Source organism: Methylobacterium brachythecii, from assembly GCF_014196345.1.
GTDB lineage: Bacteria > Pseudomonadota > Alphaproteobacteria > Rhizobiales > Beijerinckiaceae > Methylobacterium > Methylobacterium brachythecii.
The window spans coordinates 318,509-333,692 of sequence record NZ_JACIDN010000004.1 but is presented as its reverse complement, the minus strand read 5'-3'; the positions used below and the strand labels follow the sequence as shown (position 1 = coordinate 333,692).

Annotated in this window: 14 protein-coding genes; 5 read left to right on the top strand and 9 right to left on the bottom strand. The window is 68.2% G+C overall.

Annotated elements, in window-relative coordinates:
- Nucleotides 1-55 precede the first annotated feature (55 nt).
- Both eda and GGR33_RS12810 read left to right on the top strand, forming a co-directional pair.
- Nucleotides 56-670, top strand: coding sequence for a bifunctional 4-hydroxy-2-oxoglutarate aldolase/2-dehydro-3-deoxy-phosphogluconate aldolase (gene eda / locus GGR33_RS12815; RefSeq protein WP_183505676.1), 615 nt, complete (start codon nucleotides 56-58; stop codon nucleotides 668-670).
- A gap of 215 nt (nucleotides 671-885) precedes the next feature.
- On the top strand, nucleotides 886-1,971 hold the full coding sequence (locus tag GGR33_RS12810; protein ID WP_183505674.1) for a hypothetical protein: 1,086 nt from the start codon (nucleotides 886-888) through the stop codon (nucleotides 1,969-1,971).
- Between the two features lie 61 nt (nucleotides 1,972-2,032).
- Here GGR33_RS12810 and speG read toward each other — a convergent pair whose 3' ends face one another.
- The 3 genes from speG to apaG all read right to left on the bottom strand — a co-directional run bounded on the left by speG (nucleotide 2,033) and on the right by apaG (nucleotide 4,219).
- A complete protein-coding gene (gene speG, locus GGR33_RS12805; protein ID WP_183505672.1) occupies nucleotides 2,033-2,602 on the bottom strand; it encodes a spermidine N1-acetyltransferase in 570 nt (189 codons plus the stop codon).
- On the bottom strand, nucleotides 2,599-3,765 hold the full coding sequence (gene argE / locus GGR33_RS12800; RefSeq protein ID WP_183505669.1) for an acetylornithine deacetylase: 1,167 nt from the start codon (nucleotides 3,763-3,765) through the stop codon (nucleotides 2,599-2,601). The genes speG and argE overlap by 4 nt, the downstream gene beginning before the upstream one ends.
- Nucleotides 3,766-3,826: 61 nt before the next feature.
- Entirely contained in the window at nucleotides 3,827-4,219 is a 393-nt protein-coding gene (gene apaG / locus GGR33_RS12795) for a Co2+/Mg2+ efflux protein ApaG (RefSeq protein ID WP_183505667.1), read from the bottom strand.
- Between the two features lie 114 nt (nucleotides 4,220-4,333).
- Between apaG and GGR33_RS12790 the strand changes: the two genes are divergently transcribed.
- From GGR33_RS12790 to GGR33_RS12780, 3 genes are read left to right on the top strand one after another with little or no spacing between them, the layout of a single operon-like run.
- Nucleotides 4,334-4,792 (top strand): hypothetical protein, encoded by a 459-nt coding sequence (locus tag GGR33_RS12790; RefSeq protein ID WP_183505664.1) that lies wholly within the window; start codon nucleotides 4,334-4,336, stop codon nucleotides 4,790-4,792.
- Between the two features lie 43 nt (nucleotides 4,793-4,835).
- Complete coding sequence (locus tag GGR33_RS12785) at nucleotides 4,836-5,930, top strand: 2'-deoxycytidine 5'-triphosphate deaminase (protein WP_183505662.1); 1,095 nt, start codon at nucleotides 4,836-4,838, stop codon at nucleotides 5,928-5,930.
- 12 nt (nucleotides 5,931-5,942) lie between these two features.
- Nucleotides 5,943-6,536 carry a DsbA family protein gene (locus tag GGR33_RS12780; RefSeq protein ID WP_183505659.1) on the top strand — a complete coding sequence of 198 codons (594 nt, stop codon included), beginning with the start codon at nucleotides 5,943-5,945 and terminating at the stop codon, nucleotides 6,534-6,536.
- Here the strand turns inward: GGR33_RS12780 and GGR33_RS12775 are convergent.
- The 6 genes from GGR33_RS12775 to tkt all read right to left on the bottom strand — a co-directional run bounded on the left by GGR33_RS12775 (nucleotide 6,533) and on the right by tkt (nucleotide 15,164).
- Nucleotides 6,533-7,333: a DUF1194 domain-containing protein gene (locus GGR33_RS12775; RefSeq protein ID WP_183505656.1), complete on the bottom strand. Its 801-nt coding sequence runs from the start codon at nucleotides 7,331-7,333 to the stop codon at nucleotides 6,533-6,535. The two genes, GGR33_RS12780 and GGR33_RS12775, sit on opposite strands and share 4 nt — an antisense overlap.
- Nucleotides 7,334-7,452: 119 nt before the next feature.
- Entirely contained in the window at nucleotides 7,453-7,956 is a 504-nt protein-coding gene (locus GGR33_RS12770) for a hypothetical protein (RefSeq protein ID WP_183505654.1), read from the bottom strand.
- A gap of 154 nt (nucleotides 7,957-8,110) precedes the next feature.
- Nucleotides 8,111-8,842: a 6-phosphogluconolactonase gene (gene pgl / locus GGR33_RS12765; protein WP_183505652.1), complete on the bottom strand. Its 732-nt coding sequence runs from the start codon at nucleotides 8,840-8,842 to the stop codon at nucleotides 8,111-8,113.
- Nucleotides 8,843-8,851: 9 nt separating this feature from the next.
- Complete coding sequence (gene gnd / locus GGR33_RS12760) at nucleotides 8,852-9,862, bottom strand: phosphogluconate dehydrogenase (NAD(+)-dependent, decarboxylating) (RefSeq protein WP_183505650.1); 1,011 nt, start codon at nucleotides 9,860-9,862, stop codon at nucleotides 8,852-8,854.
- A gap of 163 nt (nucleotides 9,863-10,025) precedes the next feature.
- Nucleotides 10,026-12,848 carry a bifunctional transaldolase/phosoglucose isomerase gene (locus GGR33_RS12755; protein ID WP_183505648.1) on the bottom strand — a complete coding sequence of 941 codons (2,823 nt, stop codon included), beginning with the start codon at nucleotides 12,846-12,848 and terminating at the stop codon, nucleotides 10,026-10,028.
- A gap of 240 nt (nucleotides 12,849-13,088) precedes the next feature.
- Complete coding sequence (gene tkt / locus GGR33_RS12750) at nucleotides 13,089-15,164, bottom strand: transketolase (protein ID WP_183505646.1); 2,076 nt, start codon at nucleotides 15,162-15,164, stop codon at nucleotides 13,089-13,091.
- Nucleotides 15,165-15,184: the final 20 nt, after the last annotated feature.

Below are 15,184 nucleotides of genomic sequence, written 5' to 3'. Positions count from 1 at the left end.
TTGCTTCGCCTTCGGCTCGCAATGACGTCGAGATCGATCTGACGAGGAGACACTTATGGCCAACGACATCGACGCGCTGATGCGATCCGTCCCCGTCATCCCGGTTCTGGTGATCGAGGACGTGGCCCATGCCGCGCCGATCGCCGAGGCGCTGGTGAGCGGCGGCCTCGTCGCGCTCGAGGTCACGCTGCGCACGCCCGCGGCCCTCGACGTGATCCGCGAGATGTCGAAGGTGCCGGGCTCGGTGGTCGGTGCCGGCACGGTGTTGAATCCGAAGGACCTCGACGCGGCGCTCGCGGCCGGCGCGAAATACATCGTCAGCCCCGGTCTCACCGCGCCCCTGACCGAGGCCGCACAGAAGAGCGGCGTGCCCTATCTGCCGGGCGTGGCCAACGCCGCAGACATCATGCGCGGGCTCGACCACGGGCTCGATCGTTTCAAGTTCTTTCCGGCTGAGGCCTCCGGCGGATTGAAGGCGCTGAAGGCGCTGGCGGCGGTGTTCGGCAACGTGCGGTTCTGCCCGACCGGCGGCATCACCGAGACGACGGCCTCGGACTGGCTCGCGCACCCATCGGTGCTCTGCGTTGGTGGAAGCTGGGTGGTACCGGCCGGCACGCCCGATTCGGCTACGATCCGAAAGGCCGCGGAAATGGCCAGCCGCCTGCGCTGAGGCGAACGGCGGCGTGCCTGACTGCGTCGTTCCCTTCATCGAGATATTGCGAAGATGATCCGAGCCAAAAAATGGAACCGATCGCGATTGCAGTGCAATTTATAAGGTCAAGCTTGCGCTGCACTTGAGATCAAAATCGATAAATCCAAAAATATCGAAACCCTTTTCGCTCTTTTGACGTTTCGAACCCAGATTTGAACCTGGAGGAACGTCTGATGAAGAGAGTTGCGATTGGTCTGGCAGCACTTCTGCTGAGCACGTCCGTCTATGCCCAGCAGGGTGGCGGCGCTGCCGGCGCCGGCAATGCGGGCGGTGGATCCGAAAAGTCCACCATGGGCGGCGGCCGCAATGGTGGCGGCGCTGCCGGCGGTGCGGCAGCCTCTCGTGGTGAGGGCGGCGGTGCGGGCGCCACGCAGGCCTCTCGCGGAGCCGACAGGGGCAGCGCAGCCGGCGGAGCGTCGGAGGGCCGGAGCGCCGGGGCTGAACCCGGCCGTAGCGCAGGCAAGGCGGCGACGAACGAGCCCGGCAGCGGAATGCGCGACGATCGCGGTGGCCGTGGCGACAGAGCCGAGCGCGGCGGCCGCAACGAACGCTTCAGTGAGCGCAGCAGCAGCCGGGTCGATGTCCGCACCTCGTCGCGCGAACATGTCGATGGCGGTCGCCGCAGCGGGCGTTTCGTCTTCATCGCCGGTCAGCGCGTGGTCTTTGGCTCGCCCGAGTATCGCCGGCTCGTCGTCACGGAACGCAGCAGCACCCGCGGCAAGCGTTACGTGATGGTCAGTGGTCAGCGCGTCATCTACGGCTCGCCGGAATACCGTCGCCTGATCGTCACCGAGCGTCGTGGCGGCACCCGTGAGCGCTACGTGACCATTCGCGGTCAGCGCGTGCTCTATGGCTCACCCGAATATCGTCGCCTGTCGGTGAATATCGGCGGCCATGGCGGCTTCGAGCGTGACCGTGTCTCCACCCGCACCAGCGTCTCGACCCGTGAGAATGTCCGCGGTCGCGATGAGCGCAGTGGACGTCGTGCCGAGCAGACCGAGGGTGCCAAGGGCATGAGCCGCGGAAACGAGGGCGGCATGCGCAACGCGGGCAATGACACCAAGGCCAGCGGCGGCATCCGCAATGCCTCCGACAAGGGCGATACGGGTGGCGGTATGCGCAACGCCAGCGGTGGTAACGCGGGTGCCGGCAATGCAGGCGGCGGCCGCGGCTCCATGGGCGCTGGCGGCGGTGCGATGGGCAAGGGCGGCGGAGCCGGTGGTGGTGCCGGAGCCGGTACTGGCGGCGGCCGCAACTGAGCTGCACGCTTAAGCGTCTGACGAATGGAGAGGGGCCGGGAACGGCCCCTCTCTTTTGCGATCAGGTCTTCAGCACCGGCTCGTTGACGTCGCCACCGCCGCGTTGGGCGAGGTAGTCGGGCTGGAACAGGCACATCCGCACGGCGTCGCGGTAGCGGCCATTCACGAAGAACTCGTCGCGCAGCACGCCCTCCGGCTTGAATCCGCAGCGCTCGTAGATGCCCACGGCCCGCGTGTTGTCCTTATCGACATGCAGGTAGAGCTTGTGGATGTTCAGGACGCTGAAGGCGTAGTCCATGGCGATCCGGGTCGCCTTCCAGGCGTAGCCGCGGCCCTCGAAGCCGGGATGGATCGCGATCTGGAACTCGCAGCGCCGGTGCAGATGGTTGATCTCGACGAGCTCGATCAGCCCGGCCGGCTCGTCCGCCTCCGTCGCGATGATGAAGCGCCGCTCGGTCTGGTTGTGGATGTTGCGTTCGTAGAGCTGCTGCAGCTCGGCGAAGGACTCGTAGGCCTCCTCGAACCAGTAGCGCATGATGCTGTCGTTGTTATTGAGCTGGTGCACGAAGCGCAGGTCCTCGCGCTCCAGCGGCCTCAGCTTCACCGGACCAGCCGACCGCCGCGCACTCATGCCGCGCACTCCGCCAGCAAGCGCTTCATGAAGGCTTCGCCGCGCTCCAGTTCGGCCAGGGTGATGAACTCGTCGGGCTGGTGCGCCTGGTCGATCGAGCCCGGTCCGCACACCACCGTCGGCAATCCCGCCTGCTGGAAGCGCCCGGCCTCGGTGGCGTAGGAGACGGAGATGGTGCGATTGCGCCCGGCGAGCCTGAGGGCCAGCGTCTCGGCCTCCGAGCCCGGATCGGGCGCGAGGCCCGGCACCGAGACCTCCTCCTCGGTCTCGATGTGCCCGTAATCGCCGTAACGGTTGAGCCGGTTGGCGACGATCCGATCGGTCGCCTCGGCGAACAGGCGGGGAATTTCGGCCATGTCGAGATCCGGCAGCCCGCGGAACTCCCAGTGAAACGCGCAGGTCTTGGCCAGGATGTTGCGCGCCGTGCCGCCCTGGATGACGCCGACATGCACAGTGGTTGCCGGCGGATCGAACCGGCCCGAGGCGTCACCCCGCTCGATCATCGCGTCGGCGATTCGGTTCAGCTCGGATACGAGATCGGCTGCGGCCGTCACTGCGTTGGCACCGAGCGAGGGCTTGGACGAATGCGCCTCGTGGCCATGCACGACCGTGTCGTAGGTCACCACGCTTTTGTGAGCGTCAGCCACCTCGAGCCCCGTCGGCTCGCCGACGATCACGGCGCCCGGGCGCGGCAGGTCAATTCCGAAGCGGGCTATGGTGTCGAGCACGCCGAGGCAGGAGATCTCCTCGTCGTAGGACAGCAGGATGTGGATCGGCCGCTTCAGATCGGTCGCCACCGCCTGCGGCACCAGGCCGAGCGCCAGCGCATCGAACCCCTTCATGTCGACGGAGCCGCGGCCATAGGCACGCCCGTCGGCGATGCGGAGCACGAAGGGGTCGGAGGTCCAGGCTTGGCCGGTGACCGGCACCACGTCGGTATGGCCCGAGAGCACGACACCGCCGTCGATCATCGGCCCGAGGGTTGCGAAGATCGCCTGCTTGTCGCCGGCTGCGTTCGGCACACGCACATACGGGACGCCCCAGCCGTCCAGGTAGCCGGCGACGAAATCGATCAGGGCGATGTTGGATTTCGAACTCTCGGTGTCGAAAGCGACGAGCCGTTCGAGAAGTTCGAGGGTGGTGTAGCGGCGGCCCGTATTCATTGTCGCGCTCTCTCGCGACGAACTGGCATCCACTTCCTCGGAAAGCGCCTGCGCCACGACCTCAGTGGACGCTGCGGCGGACATGCGGCGAATCGAGCGAGAAGGCCGGGATCTCCGCCTCGAAGCTGTCGCCGCCAATGATCGTCATGGTGTAGCTGCCAGCCATGAGGCCGTCCGGCGTCGTGAGCGGGCAACCGCTGGTGTAGCTGAACGACTCGCCCGGACCGAGAAAAGGCTGCTTGCCGACAACGCCGGCCCCGCGCACCTCCTGGCAGGCGCCGTGTCCGTCGATGATGCGCCAATGGCGCGAGCGCAGCTGGACCTTCTCGTGACCGTTATTCACGATCTCGACCGTATAGGCGAAGAAGTATCGGCTATCGCCGGGAGACGATTCCTCCTCGACGAAGCGAGGCTCGACGGTCACCGTGATGCCGCGGGTCTCGGCCTTGTACATCGCCGGAACAGTCTCCCCCCTGCCCACCGCAAGCGGTGACGCGACAACCGAAGAGCCTCGTGGTACGTGGCGCCCGGAGTCCCGTCAATCGCGACTAAGTACGTCGGAGTTCTCTTGGCGCAAGCCTCGTCCCAGGCCCTGCATCCTCGAGTTGCCGACGCCTCCCTTTCCTACTGCCTCGGGTCCGCCGCGCTGCTCGCGGTGACGGCGGCCTTCCTCGCGCAGGCGCCCGTCGCGAACGGACCGGCGGCCCTCGCCCTGGCCGCCGCGATCGCGCTGGACGCCGCCTCGCGGCTGGCTGCGGCGGCGCTCTCGCGGCGCTCTGGGCTCGCGCTGGCGATGGGCGGGCTGCCCTCGCTGGTTCTGCCGCTCGGCGCGATGCCGGGGCTCGCCGCCGCCGTCCTGGCGCTGCTGCCGCTCGTGGATTCGGGCCGGTTTCCGCTCGTCGCGAGCCTGATCGCAGGGCTGATCGCCATCGGTGCGCTCGCCCGCCTCTCCTTCATCCGCAGCGTCCTGTCTCATACCGGGGCGGAGACGCGCGATTCCGGGGTAGGACCCCAGAACCCGTCATGACCTCTCCAGCGCCCTCCGGGGCCAGTTCGGACAAGCTCGAACGATGACAGGCAGTGCGGCCGCGCAGGACGGCATTCTCTCGGCGCGCGGTATCGCCGCCCTGACCGAGGCGGGCGCGATCAAACCAGAGCGGCCCTATGCAGCGGACCAGATCCAGCCGGCGAGCCTCGACCTGCGTCTGGGCGCCCGCGCCTACCGCGTCCGCACGAGCTTCCTGCCGGGCAGGGAGCGTACCGTCGGCACCTGCGTCGATGGGCTGGCGCTGCATCCGGTCGATCTCACGGTCGGTGCCGTGCTCGAGACGGGCTGCGTCTACATTGCCGAGGTGCAGGAACGTCTCGCGCTGCCCGGCGATCTTTGCGCCAGCGCGAATCCGAAGAGCTCCACCGGCCGGATCGACGTGTTTACCCGCGTCATCACCGACCGGGCCGCTGCCTTCGATCAGGTCGAGGCCGGCTACCATGGCCCGCTCTATGCCGAGATCTCGCCGCGCACCTTCCCGGTACTGGTCCGCACAGGCACGCGGCTGTCGCAGATCCGGTTCCGCCGGGGCGAGCCGAGGCTCAGCGACACCGAGCTCGTCGCCCTGCACGCGCGCACGCCCCTGGTCAGCGCGGCCTCGCCATCCTTCACCGGCGGCGTCGCGGTCTCAGTCGATCTCGCCGGCTTCGACGGGCTGATCGGCTACCGCGCCAAGCGCCATACCGGCCTGATCCACGTCGACAGGCCGGGCGCGCACAAGACCGCCGAGTTCTGGGAGCCACTGCCGGCCGATGGCAGCGGATCGCTCATCCTCGATCCGGGCCAGTTCTACATCCTGGCCTCGAAGGAATCGGTGCAGGTGCCCCCCGACCACGCGGCCGAGATGGTACCGTTCGACCCGCTCGTGGGCGAATTCCGGGTGCACTATGCGGGCTTCTTCGATCCGGGTTTCGGTTACGCCGCGGCGGGTGGCGCCGGTGCGCGGGCCGTGCTCGAAGTGCGCTCGCGCGACGTGCCCTTCCTTCTGGAGGACGGACAGATCGTCGGCCGCCTCGTCTACGAGCGCATGGCCGAGACGCCGGAAGCGCTCTACGGCACGGGAGCCGGCTCGAACTATCAGGCGCAGGGACTTAAGCTCTCGAAGCACTTTTGCTGATAGGATGCCCGGATGAAGCGCCGGGCCTTCCTTGCCATCCTCGCCGCAGCCGGCCCAGCGCTCGCCCGCGCTGGCACGGTCGAGCCCGACGATCCGGCGGCCCCTCACGGCGGCAGCGAGGCTGGCGACGTCCTCGTCTTGGCGTTCTTCGACTACAATTGCCCATTCTGCCGGCGCGCGGAGCCGGAGCTGCGCCGCTTCGTCGAGGCTGATGGTCGAGTCCGCCTCGTCTACAAGGACTGGCCGGTCCTGAGCGAGGCATCCGTCGCCGGCGCCCGCCTCGCCCTGGCGGCGGCCTATCAGGGCCGCTACGAGGCGGCCCATCGCGCGCTGATGGGCGCGCCCGGGCGTCGCCTGGCTCAGGACCAATTGCGCGCGATTCTGCAAGGGGCCGGGATCGACATGGCCCGGCTCGATGCCGACGCGACCGATCACGCACTCGACATCACTGCGCAGCTCGTCCGCAATGATACTCATGCGCGCGCGCTCGGCCTGACGGCCGTGCCGGCCATCCTCGTCGGCGGCCGCCGGGTCGTGGGTGGCTTCGACGAGGAGAATTTTTCGGAGTTCGCAGCGTTGGCGCGCGGAGGCGCAGCGAGTCGTTAGCGGCTCGCCACCGCCGAACCGGCCTTCTCTGCCGGCAGCCCGCTGATCTCCAGCACGAATTTCTGCCTCAAGGCGCGGGCGAAGTCCCCGTAGCCATGGGCGGCCATGAGGAATGCGCCGGGGCCGCCGACGACGTTCTCGCGGTACCAGCGGTCGAGCGTCGTGCCCTCGCGGTAGGTCCCCTTGGGAAGCTCGCGTAGGCCGTAGCCGGGCGCGCGAAAGGCGCCGACGCCGACCACATCGTTCTCGCCCGGCACCAGGATCGGGAGGCCGTTGATGGTGCTGCCGGTGGCGAGAAGCCGCTCGCGCTGGTCGCGCAGATCCTCCGGGTCCATGCAATTGTCGATGCCGTCCCCCGACACGTCGACGACGGTGCGGTCGGCCTGGATGGGAAGGCTCGGCACCACGCTTGCCGCGACCGTGCGCATCATGCCGCCGAGGCAGGTGAAGTTGCCCTGCATGCGCGGCACGATCCGCACGAGGGCGGCGGCAGCGGCGGCATCGGCCTTCGACGCGATGCGACGCCACTCGACGGCGACGCGTGCCGTGTCGGCCCAGGTCACCATCGAGAAGTAGATCCCGCCGGGATTGCCGGTGATCGCCGCGATGACGGCGGGATCCTCCAGCGCCTCTGCGATGCCCTCCATTTGCAGCTTGTAGCGCCGCTCGTCGACGGAGTTGGAGACGTCGACCGAAACGACGAGGGCCGTGGCGACACTGTCCGCGGCACGGACCGGCGCGACGAATGCTGACGCACACAGAAGAGCGCCAGCCAACCCACCCAATCCGAACCGCATCGACGAGAATCTCCGAAACCATGCAAGGCCATCGCCCGAGGGGGGGAGGGTGCACGGGTCCGGCGCCCAGAGCTAGACGACTTTCGACGGACGGACGCTCTACCAGTCTGCGGACCGCCTCAGTGAGCCACGCCGACGGCCCCCCCGCGGGTGACCGGGCTCCGCCGCGAGGCTGGCTTTGCGGCCGGACTCGCCGTCGAGGTGCCGAGGTCGAGTTCGGGGCCATCGGCCTGAAGCACCGGCAACGCGTCGAGTTGGAACAGTGCCTGATCGCCGACCGGCGCCGCCTGTGCGGTTGGGGCGGAGGCCGTCGATGGCTCGGCTGGGACTGCCGCGAGGGCAGGCTCGTCCATGTCGGAAGGGGCGATGACGTCCAGCGGGATGTCGGCGACGTCACGTAGCTTCGCCGGAGCGGGCGTGGATACGGACTGTGCGATCTCCGCCGCTGCAGGCGAGCCGGCCGGCCGCTGCTGCGAGACATGCGGGATCAAGGCGAGACCGGCGGCGATCAGGGCTGCCGTCAGGGCGAGCACGGTGATCGGCACCGTGCCATTGCCGGCCACGGCAACGGGCCTCAGGGGACCGGGAACGATGCGTGCGGAGCGCCCGAACAGTCTCGACATGAAGCGATCTCCCGCCGGCGCCCAAGTATCCGCATCAACAACCCGTTAGCGGCTGAGGCGAAAATGAGGCGGCTGATACGCTGCCGCCGGCGGCCGCATTGGGAAACGGCTGCGCGGCATGGGATTTCGCCGGCCGATGCCAGCGGGCCACAGATCAAACGCCGGCAGCGGCCTCGTCGATGAACCATTGCAGCCGACCGCAACTCGCAACGCGGCCGGAGGGCAGATCCTCACCGGTCGCGAGTCGCGAGAGCGGATCGCGCTTTGCGGCACCGTTCACCAGGAAGAGTACCGAGCGGGAGCAGGCCAGCGCTGGGAAGGTCAGCGAAATGCGCGGGACAAATGGCTCCATGCCCGCCTCCGGCACCGCCGCGACCCAGGCGACGCGCTCCTCCACCGCCGGCTTGCCGGGAAATAGCGAGGCGGTGTGGCCGTCGCTGCCCAGGCCGAGCAAGACGAGGTCGAAGAGCGGCCGGATCGGATCGAGCGTCTCGTCGCCGTAGAAGTCCTGCAGCGTGCGCTGGTAGGCGCGCGCGCCGATCTCCGCCCCCTCGTCGGAGGGGATGAAATGGAAATGCGTCGGCGGCAGAGTCGCGCCGTGGCCGAAGGCCTCACGCACCATGCGCACGTTGCTCAGCGGATCGTCCCACGGCACAACGCGGTCGTCGCCGAAGAACCAGTGCAGGCGCGACCAGGGCAGGCGGGAGACGTAGGCCTCGCTCGCCAGAAGCTCATAGAGACGCTTCGGCGTCGAGCCGCCGGACAGGCAGACTGCGATGCGCTCGCCCGTCGCCGTCTCGGCGATGTCGACGAGATGGTCGGCGGTAGCCCGCGCCGTCGCTTCGGCGTCGGGAAGCAGCGTCGTGTTCGGGGGCAGGGCGATCATCGCCGAGGCCTATTTGCGATCGCCGGAAGACCCCATGGCCGGACCCGGCGCGCCCTCGATATGACCGCCGAATCCCTTGCGCATGGCCGAGAGCAACTTGTCGGCGTAGCTGTCGTGGTCACGCGAGCGGAAGCGGCGATAGAGGGCGTTCGAGAGCACGTCCGCCGGGACGGCCTGCTCGACGGCGGCATTGATGGTCCAGCGGCCCTCGCCCGAATCCTGGACGAAGCCGGAGAAGCCGTCGAGATTCTCGTTGCCGGCCAGTGCCGAGGCCGTGAGGTCGAGGAGCCAGGACGAGACCACGCTGCCGCGCCGCCAGACCTCGGCGATGTCGCCGAGATTGAGATCGTAGCGGCGGAAGTCCGGGACCTCTTCCGAGTTGGCGTGACGCAGGATGTCGAAGCCCTCGGCATAGGCCTGCATCAGGCCGTATTCGATGCCGTTGTGGATCATCTTCACGAAGTGCCCGGCGCCGGTCGGGCCGGCATGAATGTAGCCCTCCTCGGCACGCGGATCGCGGCCCTCGCGGCCAGGGGTGCGCGGGATGTCGCCACGGCCCGGCGCCAGCGTCTTCAGGATCGGATCGAGCCGGTCGACGGCCGCCTTGTCGCCGCCAACCATCATGCAGTAGCCGCGCTCCAGGCCCCAGACGCCGCCGGAGGTGCCGACATCGACGAAGTGGATGCCCTTGTCCTTGAGCTCGGCGGCGTGGCGGATGTCGTCCTGGTAGAACGAGTTGCCGCCATCGATGATGATGTCGTCCGCCTCCATCAGGTCGTGAAGGGCGGTGAGGGTCTCGTTGGTGATGCGGCCAGCCGGCAGCATCACCCAGAGGGCGCGCGGCTTCTCCAGCTTGGCCACGAGATCTTCGAGGCTCGACGCGCCGGTCGCGCCCTCGGAGGCAAGCGCTTCGACGGCCTTGGCATCCTTGTCGAAGACGACGGCGCTATGCCCGTTGCGCAGGAGCCGCCGGACGATGTTACCGCCCATCCGGCCGAGACCGATCATGCCGAGTTGCATCAGCCGCATCCTTACCTTGAGCCAACGTTCGTTATTCCGGGGCTCACCGACGGTGAGAACCCGGAACTCATCCGTGATGCCGCGCTCGACGTCGCGCCCGGTCGTGGATTCCGGGTTCCGCTGCGCGGACCCGGAATGACGGGCGGCGAGAGGACAGAGCGGTTTAAGCCACGGCCTCCTTGATCGCCGCGGCGATGCGCTTGAGGCCCGCCTCGACGTCGCCGCCCTTGATGTGGGCGCGGAGCGCTCGGCGGCCGCGCTCGGCGAGCACCGAGAAATCGCCGCGCGCCTGGGCCGCGATCACCGTGGCGAAGCCGAGCTTGCGTCCGGGGATGGGTAGATCCTGCGACGGATCAGCCGTGATCTGCAGGAAGACGCCGCTCGATGGGCCGCCCTTGTAGGCCTGCCCCGTCGAGTGAAGGAAACGCGGTCCGAATTCGAAGCAGGTCGCGACCTTCCGCGCGTCGCGCACCGCGAGCCGCGCAGGCTGAAGGATCGCGTGGTGGGCCTCGTTACGCTCGATATAGGCGAGGACAGCGGCGTAATCGTCCTCCTTCAGCCGAGCGAGATGCCGGGCGATCGTCGCCTCGACGCCGCCCTCACCTTGGCTCAGCGCCTCGGCGTTGGCCGTGTCGGCGTAGAGGGCGATGGTCTCGTCCTCGAAGAGCGGCGTCTCGGCGGGCAGGGCGCCAGTCTCCTCGGCGGCCGCAAAGAGCTTCTTCGTCTCGATCTTGCTCGCCTCGACGTCGGGCTGGTCGAACGGGTTGATGCCGAGCACCGCGCCCGCAACGGCGGTGGCCATCTCGAAGCGGAAGAACTCCTGGGCGAGCTGCTCGACCTTCTCCAGGTCGATGCGCACCACCGGATGGCCTTCGCTCTCCAGGCCCCGCACCGCCTCGTCCTGCTGCGGATCGGCTCGGCCATCGAGGCGCAGGTAGATGAAGAAGCGGTCGCGCCCGTAGACGGCCGGCACGCCGACCGGCTCGCCCTCGATCGGGATGACGCCCTTGCCCTCCTTGCCGGTCGATTCGGCGATGAGCTGCTCGGCCCAGGTGCCGAAGGTGCCCACACCCGGCGAGCAGACAATCGTCACCTTGTCGCGGCCATGTTCGAGCGCCGCCGAGCCGATCGCCGCGCCGAGGCGCACGCCCGGATTGTTGGCGGGCGGCACGGCCGGACCGCAGGAGCGCACCATGATGTGCGCGCTCTCCAGGAACTCGTCGATCTCGACGCCGGCCACGGCGGCCGGCACGAGGCCGAAGGCCGAGAGCACCGAGTAGCGGCCGCCGATCTGCGGCACGCCGTAGAAGATCTTGCGGAAGCCGTCGTCCTTGGCGGCCTTCTCCATGGCCGAGCCAGGGTCGGTCACGGCGACGAAATGCCGGCCGGCCTTGTCGCCGACGACCTCTTTCATGCGGCCGAGGAAGTAGTCGCGGAAGACATTGGGCTCGAGGGTGGAGCCCGACTTCGAGGCGACGATGAAGAGCGTCTTCTCAAGGTTTACCGCGGCCTCGACGGCGCGCACCTGGTCCGGATCGGTCGAGTCGAGGATGCGCAGCTTTGGCCAGCCGTCGCGCTCGCCGTAGGTGGCGGCGATCACCTCCGGCCCGAGGCTCGACCCGCCCATGCCGAGCACGACCGCATCGGTGAAGCCCTCGCCATGGATCTCCTGCGCGAAGCTCTCGTACTCGCCGAGCTTGGCGAGGCCGTCCTCGACGATGCGCAGCCAGCCGAGCCACTTGTCCTCGTCGCGGCCGGTCCAGACGGTGTTGTCGTGCGCCCAGAGGCGGCGGATGAGGCCCTTGGCGCGCCAGGCCTCGATGGTCTTGTCGGTCCCGCCCTGCAGGACGTCGCCGAGCTTGCAGACATGACCGTTGAGCCGCGCACCGATCAGCGCCGCGCGCTTGGCCGCCACCGCGCCGAGCACGGCGTCGGCGGCGTCGACGAAGAGCTGGACGCCCTCCTCGACCAGCTGCCGCGCCACCGCCTCGATATCGATCCCGGCCTTGGCGAGGCGCGCCATCACGGCCTCGGCCTCACCGACATTCTCCTCCAGCGAGGCGCGCACCTGCCCGTGATCGCGAAACGCATCCATGGTGGCGGGCGGCATGGTGTTGACGGTATTGGGGCCGATCAGCTCGGAAACGTACAGCGTGTCCGGATAGGCCTTGTTCTTCGTGCCGGTGGAGGCCCAGAGCAGGCGCTGCGCATTGGCGCCCTTGCCCTCAAGCGCCTTCCAGTCGGAACCAGCGAAGAGGCGCTTGTAGGACTGGTACGCGAGCTTGGCGTTCGCGATCGCGACCTTGCCCTTGAGGTCGTCGAAATCGCCCTTCTCGTCGAGCAGCTTGTCGACCAGGGAATCGATGCGGCTGATGAAGAAGCTTGCGACGCTGGCGACCCGCGAGACGTCGCCACCCCGGGCGCCGAATTCGGTGAGGCCGTCGATATAGGCCTGGGCGACGGTCTCGTAGGTGCTCTTGGAGAAGAGCAGCGTGACGTTGATGGAGATGCCTTCAGCGGTGAGCTGTCGGATCGCCGGGATGCCCTCCGGGGTCGCCGGCACCTTCACCATCAGGTTGTCGCGCTGCACCGCCTTGTGCAGGCGCCGGGCCTCTTCGAGCGTGCCCTCTGTGTCGAGAGCGAGGTACGGCGAGACTTCCAGGCTGACATAACCGTCCGCGCCCTTGTTCGCCTCCCAGACCGGGCGGAGCACATCGGCGGCCGCCTGGATGTCGGCGATGGCGAGGCCCTCATAGAGGTCGATGACCCGGGCATCGCCCTGGTCGAGCACAGCCTTGAGGCTGTCGTCGTACTCGGCCGAGTGGCCGATGGCCTTCTCGAAGATCGCCGGGTTCGAGGTCACGCCGCGCAAGCCGTCCCGCTCGACCAAGGCCTTCAGATCGCCTTTCGCGATGAAGCCGCGGGCCACGAAATCGAGCCAGACCGCTTGATCCTGTTCGTCGTGCAGGGCCTTGAGCGCGTTCATGTCGACCGATCCTCAGAAATCTCGTTCCATCCGCGCCCTCAGAGATAGGGCGCCGGACCGACCGGCGGCAGGGCTTTCCCGCCGCCGAGAACACCATCGTCATTCCGGGCTCGCCACAGGCGAGAGCCCGGACCCGGAGGGGCACGCCAGAGGCGAGCAATCCACCCGACACACCGAGCCCCATCGTGGATTCCGGGTTCCGCTACGCGGCCCCGGAATGACGGGGAGGTGCCGAAGCCTCTACTTCTTTCCCCGCGCGATCTGGTCGCGGGCGGCCTCCAGAAGCTTTTCGGCCGAGAAGCCGAACTTCTTCTGCAGGTCCTTGATCGGTGCCGAGGCGCCGAAGCTGTGCATGCCGATCACCGTGCCGGCGGAGCCCGCGTAGCGGTCCCAGCCGAGCACCGTTCCCATCTCGATGGCGACGCGGGCCGTGACCTGCGGCGGCAGGACCGAGTCGCGATAGGTCTGGTCTTGGCGCTCGAAGAGGTCCCAGGACGGCATCGAGACGACGCGGGCCTTCACGCCCTCGGCCTTGAGGGTCTCCCAGGCCGACACGCAGAGCTGCACCTCGGAGCCCGAGGCGAGCAGCAGAACGTCCGGCGTGCCCTCGCAATCGGCCAGCACATAGGCGCCCTTGGCCGTGCCCGAGGCCGCGCCGAAGGTGGAGCGGTCATAGGTCGGCAGGGGCTGGCGGGACAAGGCGAGCACCGCCGGCTGGTTCTTCAGCGAGAAGATCACACGGTAGGCCTCGGCGACCTCGTTGGCATCGGCCGGGCGCAGGGTGACGAGGCCCGGGATCGCCCGCAGCGAGAGGATCTGCTCCACCGGTTGGTGAGTCGGACCGTCCTCGCCCACGCCGATCGAATCGTGCGTGAAGATGTGGAAGACCGGTAGCTCCATCAGCGAGGCGAGCCGGATCGGCGGGCGCATGTAGTCGGCGAAGACCAGGAAGGTGGCGCCGTAGGCACGCAGGCCGACGAGGCCGAGGCCGTTCACGATCGAGCCCATGGCGTGCTCGCGCACGCCGAAATGCACGTTGCGGCCGCCCGGGTTGAGCGGGGTCAGCGAGCCGGCACCCTCGAAGGTGAGGTTCGACTTGTTCGACGGCGCGAGATCTGCCGAACCGCCGAGCATGAACGGGACATGCTGGGCGATGGCGTTGAGCACCTTGCCCGAGGATTCGCGGGTGGCGAGGCCCTTGGCGTCGGTCGGGAAGACGGGGATGTCCTTGTCCCAGCCCTCGGGCAGCCGGCCTTCGAGGAAGGCCTCGAGCTCTTCGGCATGCGTCGGATCGGCCTTCTTGGCCTCGTCGTGGAGCCGCTGCCATTCGGCGAACAGCGCGGCGCCGCGCTTGCCGATGCCGTCGGCGAAGCTGTCGTAGACGCCGTCAGGCACATAGAACTGCTTGTCCTCGGGCCATCCATAGGCGCGCTTGGCACCCTTGACCTCTTCCTCGCCGAGCGCGTCGGAATGGGCCTTCGAGGTGTTCTGCTTGGTCGGTGCGCCATAGCCGATGATCGACTTGACGATGATCAGCGTCGGGTGGTCGTGCGAGGCCTTGAAGGTGTCGAGCGCAGCCGCGATGGCGTGTGCGTCGTTGGCGTCGGCCACGCGCAGCACCTGCCAGCCATAGGCGAGGAAGCGGGTGGCGACCTCCTCCGAGAAGGCGAGCTCGGTGTGGCCCTCGATGGTGACGGTGTTGTCGTCGTAGATCCAGCACAGGTTCGACAGGCGCAGATGCCCCGCGATCGAGGCCGCCTCCGAGGCGACGCCCTCCATCAGGTCGCCGTCCGAGCACATCGCGTAGACGTCGAATTCGTAGAGCGGCAGGCCGGGCTTGTTCAGGCGGGTGTTCAGGAAGCGGCTGCCCATCGCCATGCCGACGGAATTGGCGACACCCTGACCGAGCGGGCCGGTGGTGGTCTCGACGCCGGTGGTGAAGTGGTACTCGGGATGGCCCGGCGTGCGGCTGTCGAGCTGGCGGAACTGCTTGATGTCCTCGAGCGAGATGGCCGGGGCGTTGCCGCCGTCCTTCTCGGCCACGCGGGCGAGGTGGAGGAGGCCGTAGAGCAGCATCGAGGCGTGGCCGCAGGACAGCACGAAGCGGTCGCGATTCGGCCAGTGCGGGTTGGCCGGATCGTAGCGCAGGTAGCGGTTCCAAACGGTGTAGGCGACGGGCGCGAGGCCCATCGGCGCGCCGGCATGGCCGGAATTCGCCTTCTGCACCGCATCGATGGCGAGCGTCCGGATCGTGTTGATCGCGAGCTGGTCGCTCTCGCTGAAGCCGCTCTTGGCGACGGTGTCTGCTCCGCTCATACCGTGTGTCTTCCCAATTT

Bases quoted from the DNA above. Each gene is read 5' to 3' on its own strand.
- GGR33_RS12770 (WP_183505654.1), bottom strand. From the start codon at position 7,956: ATGTCGAGACTGTTCGGGCGCTCCGCACGCATCGTTCCCGGTCCCCTG.
- gnd (WP_183505650.1), bottom strand. From the start codon at position 9,862: ATGCAACTCGGCATGATCGGTCTCGGCCGGATGGGCGGTAACATCGTC.
- pgl (WP_183505652.1), bottom strand. From the start codon at position 8,842: ATGATCGCCCTGCCCCCGAACACGACGCTGCTTCCCGACGCCGAAGCG.
- GGR33_RS12755 (WP_183505648.1), bottom strand. From the start codon at position 12,848: ATGAACGCGCTCAAGGCCCTGCACGACGAACAGGATCAAGCGGTCTGG.
- apaG (WP_183505667.1), bottom strand. From the start codon at position 4,219: ATGTACAAGGCCGAGACCCGCGGCATCACGGTGACCGTCGAGCCTCGC.
- speG (WP_183505672.1), bottom strand. From the start codon at position 2,602: ATGAGTGCGCGGCGGTCGGCTGGTCCGGTGAAGCTGAGGCCGCTGGAG.
- GGR33_RS12810 (WP_183505674.1), top strand. From the start codon at position 886: ATGAAGAGAGTTGCGATTGGTCTGGCAGCACTTCTGCTGAGCACGTCC.
- argE (WP_183505669.1), bottom strand. From the start codon at position 3,765: ATGAATACGGGCCGCCGCTACACCACCCTCGAACTTCTCGAACGGCTC.
- tkt (WP_183505646.1), bottom strand. From the start codon at position 15,164: ATGAGCGGAGCAGACACCGTCGCCAAGAGCGGCTTCAGCGAGAGCGAC.
- GGR33_RS12775 (WP_183505656.1), bottom strand. From the start codon at position 7,333: ATGCGGTTCGGATTGGGTGGGTTGGCTGGCGCTCTTCTGTGTGCGTCA.
- eda (WP_183505676.1), top strand. From the start codon at position 56: ATGGCCAACGACATCGACGCGCTGATGCGATCCGTCCCCGTCATCCCG.
- GGR33_RS12785 (WP_183505662.1), top strand. From the start codon at position 4,836: ATGACAGGCAGTGCGGCCGCGCAGGACGGCATTCTCTCGGCGCGCGGT.
- GGR33_RS12780 (WP_183505659.1), top strand. From the start codon at position 5,943: ATGAAGCGCCGGGCCTTCCTTGCCATCCTCGCCGCAGCCGGCCCAGCG.